The 12,222-nt window shown below is 44.3% G+C and carries 7 protein-coding genes; 4 read left to right on the top strand and 3 right to left on the bottom strand.

Going from position 1 to position 12,222, the window contains the following annotated elements; all coding sequences use genetic code 11:
- The 3 genes from B9T16_RS08755 to B9T16_RS08745 all read right to left on the bottom strand — a co-directional run.
- Positions 1–297: DNA adenine methylase (locus tag B9T16_RS08755; RefSeq protein WP_410244563.1), on the bottom strand; the 297-nt coding region annotated here is incomplete at its 3' end.
- Positions 298–544: 247 nt separating this feature from the next.
- Positions 545–2,002 carry a recombinase gene (locus B9T16_RS08750; RefSeq protein ID WP_410244562.1) on the bottom strand — a complete coding sequence of 486 codons (1,458 nt, stop codon included), beginning with the start codon at positions 2,000–2,002 and terminating at the stop codon, positions 545–547.
- A 230-nt stretch (positions 2,003–2,232) separates the two neighbouring features.
- Positions 2,233–3,948 carry a CHAP domain-containing protein gene (locus B9T16_RS08745; protein ID WP_006618988.1) on the bottom strand — a complete coding sequence of 572 codons (1,716 nt, stop codon included), beginning with the start codon at positions 3,946–3,948 and terminating at the stop codon, positions 2,233–2,235.
- Between the two features lie 239 nt (positions 3,949–4,187).
- Between B9T16_RS08745 and B9T16_RS08740 the strand changes: the two genes are divergently transcribed.
- The 4 genes from B9T16_RS08740 to B9T16_RS08725 all read left to right on the top strand — a co-directional run bounded on the left by B9T16_RS08740 (position 4,188) and on the right by B9T16_RS08725 (position 12,057).
- Positions 4,188–5,912 (top strand): NACHT domain-containing protein, encoded by a 1,725-nt coding sequence (locus B9T16_RS08740; RefSeq protein ID WP_410244561.1) that lies wholly within the window; start codon positions 4,188–4,190, stop codon positions 5,910–5,912.
- Entirely contained in the window at positions 5,905–8,415 is a 2,511-nt protein-coding gene (locus B9T16_RS08735; RefSeq protein ID WP_410244560.1) for a pentapeptide repeat-containing protein, read from the top strand. The genes B9T16_RS08740 and B9T16_RS08735 overlap by 8 nt, the downstream gene beginning before the upstream one ends.
- Before the next feature lie 356 nt (positions 8,416–8,771).
- Entirely contained in the window at positions 8,772–9,791 is a 1,020-nt protein-coding gene (locus tag B9T16_RS08730; protein ID WP_006618986.1) for a hypothetical protein, read from the top strand.
- Positions 9,792–10,560: 769 nt separating this feature from the next.
- Entirely contained in the window at positions 10,561–12,057 is a 1,497-nt protein-coding gene (locus B9T16_RS08725; RefSeq protein WP_410244559.1) for a reverse transcriptase domain-containing protein, read from the top strand.
- Positions 12,058–12,222 lie beyond the last annotated feature (165 nt).

The raw sequence follows: 12,222 nt of genomic DNA, 5'->3' as shown, positions 1-12,222 counted from the left end.
TGTTATGCAATCTAATGTATGACATAGTTTTGTCCAATCTTTAATCGTGTAGCCGCTATAGTGACCTTGTGTACTACCGGGATAAGGCGGGTCACAATAGAATAGTGTATCAGGTGAATCCCACCTTTCAATACACTTAATAGCATCCTCGCAGGAAATGTAAACCTTTTCCAATCTTTCCAACGCTTCAGATAGCCTAGCTTTTTTAGCTATAAACGTAGCCACCTGACTCCGACCTATCTTTGACGTACTCCATCCTGCATTTAATCTATAACTAAATCCTTGAGTAATATTAATATAATAAGCCCATGCTAGTTCAATATCACTATACTTAGTTGGATTCTTACAAATTATTTTTGCCTTATTATGCTCTGATTGACTATATAATGTAGCTTGAATTTCATTATTAAGTTCAATAGGGTATTATTCTACCGTTACTTAGGTGTTACTCAAAACCATAGCAGGATCCATCAATCTGTAGCCATAAAATAACCCCTAGGGGTTTAGTCTAGGGGTGTTAATTTATGAAAGGTTGACGATTAGATTAATCTATCTGATAGATAACTCTGAGAAATAATTTAGCCTCTGGAGCATCAATATCAACCCCTAACGCTGTTAACCGTTCTATAGCCACGTTCAATGGTATAGGTAACTTAGAAACCCCTTTGAGAACTTCTAAGGTAGCGTCAATGCCTTCTGTCTTGTATTTACCCTCATTGACGATTGTGCTATGTCCCATAAGTCTCGCTCTCAACTCAATAGGCAATCCATACTTTTCACCCAACAGGTTGTACAGTCTACGAAAGGCATATTTTTGAGTTACCGGGCATTTCATAGAGAAAATTGTGTTGGTAAACTTTTTGTCAAAGCCTGACGTTATGGTTTTGGGTTGAACGCCTTTTGTTGGGCTATATTCTGGTAACAACGGCCGTTTCAATTCCAGGAACTCAAACATATCAAAGCTAGGTATTGGTGCAACAATCCTTCCCCCTGTCTTGATGCTAACCTTTCTGCCTTCTGCGTCAGTAAAGTAAACATAGTCACCTAGCACCAAGTAATTGTCTTGATTATCGGGGTCTGATAGTGCTTTGATGATTACGCCATCATCCGTTACATAACGCTTGGTTAAGTTAACGGCTGCAGCTATCTCAGTAGGCCTTAACCCGTACATTACTGCCATACCAGCAACCCACAACCAACTATGGCGGTTATTGCTTATTGTATTGCTTTTAATGGTATAGGCTTCTTGTTTGGCGCTATACCACCAATCCTTAAAGGCATCAATGCTTATCCGTTGTTTCTTTATGAATTGCGTTTGTTTGGGGTTAATAGGTTCAAGCTGTTTAAGCAAGTGTTCTTTGTTAGGTGATTTCTCAGCTATGGCTTTTAAGATGTAATAACGTTCCTTGAAGGTTTTGGAGCCTATTAATTGTTCTCCATTCCGTAGGGGAGTGTACAGCATAGCTTTGAAACTCTCCCAGCTAGGATATTCATCCCAGTTAGGGAACAGCTTGAAATATGTCCCTTTAGTAGACTCGTAAGACGATAAGTCGCTTACGATATCGCGAGAACGTTTCCTTCCTGTGTTGCGGTTGTAACCCGCAAAATACTCGTCCTCAATTTGTTGAAATATTTCTCGATAGGTTATCAGATTATCCTTAATCTGATTTTGCCCTAGGATGGTTTTATCGTACCAATCCCAAAATTCACTAGCGCTGCTAGTAGTTCCCAGGGCTTCAGATACCAACTTAGCTTTCTTAACGCCGTCTAGTACTCCTTCTGGAGTACACTCAAGGTTAGCCGTTTTAGAGCTGCGTTTCCCGGTAGGTGGTTGCTTAAACTGCAATAGTAGGTTGTATCTAGTCCCGGTCTTTTGAAGTTTAAGACTAACCCCCCTGGGACATTCTCCCTTAAACTCCTGATAAGCTTTCAAGAATCTAGCGTAACTCTCGTTATAGTTACCCTTTCCCCCTACAGTAGGGGTATTAGTAGCGTTACTCATTTGTTACTCACTGGTTATCCTACTATGGTTTTGAGTAACACCTAAGTAACGGTAGAATAGGGGTTATAGGCTATGTATTAGGTTCAAATCCGGGTGCCGCCTTTTTTCTGGAAGGATTGATATAAGTGCGATCGGCGTTAACTACCTTAGCCAGGCATCCTACCTGATTACTCAAAAATCAGAATCGAGTCCCTAGCCAGGGTAGATAACTCTATGGCATGATGTCGGTTCTAGTAAGTGGGATCACCAGTGATGTTAGCAGCGGAAACCCACTGATTGGTGTTTTGAAGGCGGAACCAGCGGTTCTCGTTTTTCCTTTCCCTTGTATCCCAATGAGTTGTGCCTACAGTTGTAGCATCAAAAGTGCGACGACTGCCACTGCTTAGAGAGCCGACGACAGAGAAGTTCGTCCCTGGTCCGCTGCGGATATTGAGAGTGGTATCTGCCGCGCCACTGAAGAGTGGATTGCCAGTGATGAAAGAAGCGGAAACCCACTGATTGGTGTTTTGAATACGGAACCAGCGGTTATCATTTCGCTGTTCGCGAGCGTCCCAATGGGTTGTGCCTCGTGCCACAGCGTCAAAAGTGCGACTGTGACCAGGGATCAGAGAGCCAACTATCGAGTTGTTAGTCCCCGGTCCGCTGCGGATATTGAGCGCCCCATCTACAGTACCTCGGAAGGCACTCGTTGAAGGCTGAGTAGGTGCAGTGCTAGATAAAACGCCAGGAACACGGATATAACGATCAGGGTTATTTGCCGTGTAGTCAACTATTCGGTGTAAAGTTCCTGCACCACCACCATCAAAATTATTCCTGTAGTGTGACTCCGAAAGAGTTACCCGCCTTACACCATTTTGCTGGTAAACCCTTTCCACCACAGCGACGTGATTTTGCCCATTTCTCGTCCACTGAGCAATATCACCTGGTTGCGGGTCGCTAACGATACGTGCGCCATTAGATAGCTGTGTATGCCACTGATTAGCATTACCCCGCATTGAGTTTAAAGCTGCAACATTACCTCCTAACTCTTTCACCCGACCATGTGCATACCAAGTACAGTTGCCTTCTGTATGACCACGACCACCAACTAGACTAGAACCAAACATCGATTGAGCAAAAATGTTACCAGTCGTGTAGAACTGAGGACGATTCCTAAAGTAGTTTGCATTTTGTTGGGTCAGTAAAGGAGTACGAGAAGATGACTGCTCTATGAGAGTAGCTTCGCCATTGATCATCACAGTGGCGGTATCATCTACTGCCATTAATGCCTCAAGTTCCCCTGCATCAAACTCCCTGCCTTGGACGACACCGGAAAAAATCGCACCCTCATCTCCAGGTGTATCGGAGATGTTAATCTGCGAGTCGATATAATGTCCTATCTCCTCTAACAGCACTGAGACGATCGCCTCTGGGTTATCAGCATTCTCAGCCACAAACTCACTGGACAGATAAATATTGTTAGTTTCTGCGGCAAAAGCCCCGTTAGCTCCGTTGATATCAGCAGCAGAAACGACCGTAGTCGGTGGGATCTCGAAAGTACCATTAGTCAAGCTATCTGCCAAATCCTGAGCCGCCTCAACATCAAAATCATCTCCAAAAGCAATGCTCATCTGAGAGAGAAACTCTGGGCTGTTGGCAAATTGCTGTAATTGTTCGTAACTATTGGCTAAGGCTATTCCCGTTAATGAATCTACCGACGGGGCGATGTGAGAATCCGTTTCCGCCGGAGTTCTTCCTTGGTCAACGGACATATCCAGAGGGATAACAAGATTATCGCCCGCAACTGATACCAAGGTTGGGAGAACGACCGGATCGGCAACCCCCCCTATGAGCAGTTGATTCGCACCAAAAGACTCTAAAATATCCCCATCACTTCGAGCGATCGCCTTGGGATTCACTCCCAGCAATCCGGTGATTTCTGTAGTATCTGTGTCAACAGAAAACATAAGCAGTTCCTCCGATGGCATTGACAATCTAATTATCGCCGTGGCAGTTGAGGCTCTGGGTTAGAAAATGATCGGGGAAAAAGTTAGTTTTTGTTATATAGGATTTAGCCGCTTTGTGAGAGGAAATCTGAATAAATGGGCAAAAAAATGAGATTTTGGTGAAATTTTCTGGCTCGAAAGCCAGGAAACCATCTATAATAAGTTCATTTTTACCATGTCAGAGTTGGGGAGTATTTGCCATGACTCCAGAAGAGGCTTTTGAGTTTGTCAATCAGAAATATTTAGGCGATCGCCAAGGCAAAAGTATTAGCGACTTGCAAAAACAAATTTTTTGTTTATCTTGGCAGGGCAAAAAATATGACGAAATCGAGACACTGATTAATTTCAATAGAGTTTATATCAGACAAGAAGCAGCCAAATTATGGAAAAGACTAACCGATTTATTTGATAAACCAGTAACCCGCACTAATTTTCGGTTAGTCGTGGAACAGGCCATCAAAGCCGATCGCGATCGCCGCCAATTTGCCTTCCCCCAACAGATGCGAGAATGGTTTGAAATTCTCGATTATGAATTTGATTCGCGCTACAATATTCAAGAAGTAATCGAGGGGAATCGATTTTTTGAGTGGATCATCAAAATCAAGGCCCGCCGGGGATACGATCGCATTCTCGTCCGGGGAGTAGAAGGGGAAGCAGAACTTTCCGATTTTAATGCTTTGCGTCAGTCTGTGGAAAACCAACGCACCAACGAGGGATGGTTAGTCGCTGTCCGTCGAGTCAGTAAAGCCGCCAGAAATGCAGCCCAAAAAAGCCCAAATAAAAACTTATTTTGCTATACATTCGACGAACTTATCGACCAAGAAGCAGATTTTAGTGGCTACTGTCAATGGCTAGAACAGGAAATTCAACGGCGAGGTATCCACCATAAATATGTACCTCTCGCCTGCATAAAAGAGGAAGTTGACCCCCATACCAAGCAAAAATTAGGAGTCAGCCACTACGACGAAGACGATGGCTGGATTGATGGTTATGTTAATAAATGGATTGACGATACAGCCAAAAAACATCTCTCAATTTTAGGGGAATTTGGCACTGGAAAAACTTGGTTTATATTTCATTATGCTGGCAAACAATTACAGCGTTATTTGAAAGCCAAACATAAAGGAGTTGAACGGCCGCGATTACCCATAGTTATTTTATTGCGAGATTATGCCAGTGCCGTTAATATGGAATCGCTGTTTTCTGAGTTCTTTTTCCGGCAACATGAAATCCCCTTGCGAGGGGGTTACTCTGCTTTTGAATGGCTGAACCGCCAGGGCAAATTGTTGGTCATGTTTGATGGCTTTGACGAGATGGCCGCCAAAATTGACCGACAGCGGATGATTAATAACTTTTGGGAATTGGCTCAAACTGTAGTCTCTGGTTCTAAAGTTATTTTGACTTGTCGGACTGAGCATTTTCCCGAAGCCAAAGAAGGGCGCGCTTTGCTGAATGCAGAACTACAGGCTTCCGTCGCCGCATTAACGGGAGAACCGCCACAGTTTGAAGTTCTGGAATTAAAAAAATTTAGTGACCAGCAAATTCGTCAGGCTCTCTCCTTTGAAGCCTCACCCGCGACGGTGGAAAAAGTCATGAATAATCACCAACTTGTCGATTTAGCACGCCGTCCGGTCATGAGTCAGTTAATACTGAAAGCCTTGCCGGATATCGAAGCCGGAAAAGCGATCGATTTAGCCAGAATTTATCTATATGCAGTTACCCGCAAAATGCAGCATGATATACAGAAAAAGCGCACATTTACTTCTCTGGCAGATAAACTTTATTTTCTGTGCGAACTCTCCTGGGAAATGCTATCTAAGAATCGGATGAGTTTAAATTATCGAGAGTTTCCCGATCGCATTCGTCGCTTGTTTGAGTCGGAAGTGCAACAACAAAAGGATTTGGATCACTGGCATTATGACTGACATGATGGGTCAGACTATGTTAATTCGTAATGAAGATGGAGATTATAGTCCGGCTCACCGTTCGTTATTAGAGTTTTTTGTGGCTTATAAGTTTGCTGCTGAATTGGGGATATTGGCTCCCGATTTCGTGGAATTGGCACAGTCACAGTCCCATATAAATCCACAGAAAACTGCTCAAAACTACACTTGGTCTAATTATTTCCGCCGCGAAGTTGATGTTAACGGAGAAGTGATTTCGATTGCACCTCTCAATATGTTTTCTACTGAGTCTTTGGCACATTTGCGAACTACATTTGGGGAAATGCCTCTGGCGAAAGCAGTGCTAGATTTATTATTGCCGATGCTGCGTCCCGTGACAAACACTGATGAGGAAAACTTACAGGATATTTGCGATCGCTTGCGGGAAGTAGTCAAGGCGACACGGCGAAAAACCCTAGAAAAAGTCGGCTATGTTGGTGGCAATGCAATCACCCTGCTTTTGAAAACTGACAAGGCTGCTTTGGAGGGTTGCGATCTCAGTCATGCCGTGATTTTGGGCGCTGATTTTAGGGGTGCTAGTTTGCAGGATGTTAATTTCACTAAAGCCAATTTAACTAACTGTCTTTTTATGGAATCTATGAATATAGTTAGAGCATTAGATTTTACTCGTGATGGTAAACTTTTAGCCACAGGTGATGAATCTGGTAAAATTCATATTTGGCGAGTTGCCGATGGCTCAAAAATTGCCACATTGATAGGGCATCGCCTCAGCATAAAAACCCTAAAATTCCATGAAAATGGGCAAATTCTTGTCAGTGCTAGTTATGATAAAATCGTCAAGTATTGGGATATGGCAAACCATGAATGTTTCCAAAGTGTACTGATAGAGCCTAATTTGTTGTTTGATTCTAACCTGAGTCCAAATATGAAAATATTGGCGAGTGGGAGTGTAGATGGTACAGTACAGTTGTGGGATATTAATAATGGTAAATGTTTGGCGTGTCTCCCCGGACACACCAGTTGGATTAATCGAATGGTTTTCAGTCCAGATAGTCAAATTTTGGCAACCACAAGCAAAGACACAAATATCAAAATTTGGGATGTCGCTAATGCTAAATGCCTGAAAACTTTACAAGACCATGAAGAAGAAGTATGGGGTGTTGCTTTCAGTTCTGATGGTCAAGTCTTAGCTAGTGGGAGTGCTGACGGAACCATTAAACTTTGGCAAATTGCAGATATCAATAACATTTCTGTTGCTGCTAGTATCTCGGCACACGATAGCGATCTCAGAGGATTAGCTTTTAGTCCCAATGGCAAAATACTCGCTAGTGGAAGTGGCGATCTCACGACGAAACTGTGGGACGTGAGCGATATTCATCATCCCCAACTCCTCAATACTTTACAAGAACATACTTCTTGGATAGAGGAACTAGCTTTTACACCAGATGGTAAAATATTAGCTATGTGTGCTGCTGATAAAAAGGTGAGTTTGTGGAATGTGGAAAACATTAATAATATCAAGCTCAACAGCATTTTAGGAGGCTGGTGTAATTGGATACGTTCAGTGGTTTTTAGTCCAGATGGTAAGACATTAGCCAGTGGTAGCGATGATTACTATGTCAGGATTTGGGATATAGAAACAGGTGATATATTAGCCAATTTACGGGGACATAAAGAACGAGTACAATCAGTGGCTTTTAGTCCAGATGGTCAAACGATCGCTAGTGCTAGTCGAGATTTTACCGTCAGGTGTTGGAGTGTTGAGCATCATAAATGTTTGAGTACATTAATCACACACACAAACCATTTATATACCGTTGCTTTTAGTTACGATCATCAATTGTTAGTCAGTGCCGGGGATGACCGAACTATTAAGTTATGGGATGTGAGACCCACCCCCAAGTTAATCAATGAAATTAAACATTATCCTTGCAAAATATTTACAGTTGCCTTTAGTCCTGATAGTCAAAAAATAGCGGTGGGTGGCAGTGATAATATTGTCCAAGTTTGGGACATTAATTTTCAGCAAACTTCCCTAAAATTTCGCGGACATCAGGGAGAGATAATCTCAGTTAATTTTAGTCCTAATGGGGAACTACTGGCGAGCAGTAGTAATGATAATACGGTGCGTTTATGGGATGTTAAAACTCAAGAATGTCTGGCAATTTTTCCAGGTCAACAAGTTTGGACTTACCTGATTTCATTTAGTCCAGACGGTCAACTATTGGCGAGTGGAGGAGAAAACAATACGGTGCGTTTGTGGGATGTGAGGACCCATGAATGTTATGCTACTTTTAACGGACATCAAAGCTGGGTGCTGGCGGTAGCTTTTAGCCCCGATGGTGAAACCTTGGCCAGTAGCAGTGCGGATGAGACAATTAAACTTTGGAATGTCCCAAGGCGAGAATGTCTCAAAACTTTGAGAGTACCCAGACTTTACGAAAGGGCGAATATCTGCGGGGTAAAAGGTTTGAGTGATGCCCAAAAAGGTAGTCTTAAAGTATTGGGGGCGATCGCCGAATAACTGACGTTAATTGTTGTCCATTGGGTTGGGTTCCCACGCTGAGGGGTCAGAGTTTGATGGGGCGGTGTTGTCAAGCAGACTAGGAAATTGTGCGCTTCTAGCTAGGACCAGGTGGAGCATGGTATAGTACGCCTTGCTAAGGATTAAGGTATGTTATAGCGGTTCGGTGGATTAGTGAGGTACTTTTCAAAGCCCCTCTCCCCTCTTGGGAGAGGGGTTTGGGGTGAGGGCCGTACCTTATGGATATGAAAAACGCTATAACTGAAATTATCCTAAAATTAATTATTGCCGGAACAGCATTAAGATCAACATTTCCGGCTTTACCATTATAAATTGTCGAATTGACAGCACATTTTATGACGAATCATCAGCCAAATACCCATGCAACGGATAACCCCATACCTATAGGAGTCCTAGGGTTTGGTGGTTTAGGGCAAGCGGCGGCTAGGGTATTAACCCCTAAACAAGAAATGCGCTGGGTAGCAGCAGCAGATCAAAAGGGCTATATCTATTCGCCGGAAGGACTAGATCCAGACCTGTGCATCAGGACATATCGCGATCGCGGTTCTGTAGCAGACATAGAACCAGGCGGAACCCACAGCACCCAGAGTATTATCGACTTAATTAACCATGCTCCCTTGGTCAAAGGTTACTTTTTGGCGCTGCCTAATTTACCGAATACGTTTATGGCTTCGGTAGCCCAAGCCTTTATTAACTCGGGTTGGCAGGGAGTTCTAGTCGATGCCCTCAAGCGTACCAGTGCGGTGGAACAACTCCTAGAACTTCAGGAAGAGTTAAAAGCGGCTGGCATTACCTATATGACAGGTTGTGGCGCTACTCCGGGTTTACTGACGGCGGCGGCGGCGATCGCTGCCCAAAGTTATGCAGAAATTCACAGCGTTAACATCACCTTTGGGGTAGGTATAGCTAACTGGGAAGCCTACAGAGCTACTATCAGGGAAGATATTGCCCACCTTCCTGGTTATAACGTAGAAACAGCTAGGGCGATGACAGATGCGGAAGTAGAAGCACTATTAGACAAAACTAATGGTTTGCTGAAACTGGAGGACATGGAACACGCGGACGATATTATGTTGGAATTGGCGGGTATTTGTTCTCGCGATCGCGTTACTGTTGGCGGAATTGTCGATACCCGTAACCCCAAAAAACCCCTGAGTACCAATGTGCAAGTCACGGGTCGCACCTTCGAGGGGAAAATCTCCACCCACACCTTTACTCTGGGTGATGAAACTAGCATGGCTGCCAATGTCTGCGGTCCAGCTTTTGGCTACTTAAAAGCCGGGGTAAAATTGCACCAAAGGGGCATTTATGGACTGTTCACTGCCGCCGAAGTTATGCCGCAGTTTGTTCGTTAAGCCTCGACAGCAACAGCCGATAAAAAGCTCCCTGCCTACTGCTTCACGGTTTGATAGAATGGGAGCCAGGCTTCTGCCTATCATCAGTAAAGGGAGAAATTGAATGAGTCTAAATGTGGTTACCCTTGTGGGACGAGCCGGAGCTGATCCGGATGTCAAATATTTTGGTGCGACCCGTTAGATGGAAAAGCTGCCCAGTTGGGTAGCGTGCCATCTGCGTAGACTAAGACAAATGCGGTCACAGGTCTATGATAACTGGGTGTCTGGGTAGGTGAGGGTCTCACCAATTCCTACCGTCGTGATGCAGACGAAGCGACACCCCCACCGGAGAGACTGACTATCAATCTGGTGAAGCGGGGTGTAACGGAGGTAATTGTCAACCCATGGCGAAATCCCTTCTAGCTGAGATGAGTATGAGTAAGGTTAACTGAATCCACGTCTGAACCGTCGTTATTGATGACAGCCTACATGGGTTATGGGCTGGGCCAAAAGGCAAGGATAAGGGCTGGGCAACTCGAAATTTGACCCGGAGCATCCCCTAAGAAACCCGGCGGATAGTGGAACTCTAACCTCATCGTAAAGCAGACACTCGGAACGGGGTAATCTGGCGTATATCTCTCGGACAGGTCGATAACCGAGTAGGCGGTCAAGCTGCATGATGGCGCTGGAAAAGATTGACTCAGAAGCAAAGGCCTTTAGGAAACTAGAGGATAAGCCCACGGAGTCACGGTTACTTGGAGATGGATAATCAAGTGAGAGTTAATAAGCTATGAACACGGTAAAACCGATGTATGGATGGGAGACAATGAACTGGGCGAAAGTTCAGCGGGATGTCTTGAAGCTCCAAAAGAGAATCTATCGAGCCTCGAAACGTGGCGATGTCAAGGCTGTTCGTAAGTTGCAAAGGTTGTTGACTAATTCCAGGGATGCCAAAATCCTGGCGCTGCGGGAAGTTATCCCGGAAAATGGTAGCCAAAAGACGGGGGGAGTTGATGGGGTGAAAAGACTCAGGAATCAGGAGAAGCTAGATTTAGCTAACTGCCTAAAACTGGGAAGGAAAACCCAAGGACTCCGCCGGGTGTCGATACCTGAACCAGGAAGGGACGAAAAGCGTGCCGTTGGTATCCTAATGATGATGGAAAAAGCTAAACAAGGGCTGGTGAAGCTGGCACTTGAACCGGAATGGGAGGCAAGGTTTGACCGGAATTCCTACGGGTTCCGCCCCCGACGGTCTGCTCAAGATGCGATCGCAGCAATTTTCAATGGCATGAAGGAAGATCATAAATATGTCCTAGATGCACATATTGAGAAATGCTTTGAGGGAATTTACCATCAGAAGCTACTAGCCAAACTAAATACCTACCCTACACTCAGGCGAGAAATCAAAGCCTGGTTGAAATCTGGGGTAATGGACGGAAAGGAATTGTTCCCGACGGAGACTGATACACGCCAAGGGGGATTGATGCCACTATTGGCAAATATCGCCCTTGACGGCTTGGAAAGTCTCTTAGAGGATAAATTCCAGGGTGGAGTAGCTAACTGTGGCAATGGGAAAGCCACAGTGGTCAGATATGCTGATGATTTGGTGGTATTGGACGGGGAACTTGAGGTTATCCTGGCAGCCAAGGAGACTATAGAAGTCTGGTTGATGGAAATGGGGTTAAAACTCAAGGACGGTAACACCCGCATTACTCACACCTTCATAGAACATGAGGGAAATATAGGCTGGGATTTTCTGGGGTACAATATCCGACAATATCCCACAAGGGAAAAGCGATCGCTCGCGACCGGAAACACGGAGCGGAAAAGAGGCTTTCAAACTATCATCAAACCCAGTCAAGGGGCAATAAAACGCCACTTACAGAAAGTAGATGAGATCATCAGAAGCCACAAAAACTCAAGTCAAGAACAACTGATCAATGCACTAAACCCAATCATTAGAGGGTGGTCGTCATATTACTCGACTGTGAGTAGTAAGGGAATCTTTGGTAAAATTGACAGTATTTTGTTCCACAAATTGAGAGGATGGGCTTTCTTTAGAAGGAATCGAAATCAGAACAAAACTGATGTGATATCGAGTTACTGGGGAGTCAACCAAGGCATCGGATGGAAATTTATCACACCAGATCACAAATACTGTCTGGAAAAACATAGCCAAACTATGCTCGAACGGCAGGTTAAAGTCAAAGGGGAAAAAAGCCCGTTTGATGAAGATTACGTTTATGGGAGTGGGCGGCTATGGAACTATCCGGGAAAATGCCACTAATGCTATCTAAGTTTATACAGTAGATAATGTGAGAGAAGGTGATAACTCACATTGATGGTAATTGAGCCAAGAACAAACTGGAGAACTTAGAACTGTTACACGGACACTGCCATGATATCAGAGACGCTAGAGGTATCTATATAATGACTGAGTAACTGAGGAGCC

This window comes from Arthrospira sp. PCC 8006 (assembly GCF_046480465.1).
Classification (GTDB): domain Bacteria; phylum Cyanobacteriota; class Cyanobacteriia; order Cyanobacteriales; family Microcoleaceae; genus Limnospira; species Limnospira platensis.
This window is presented reverse-complemented; position numbering and strand designations above follow the sequence as displayed.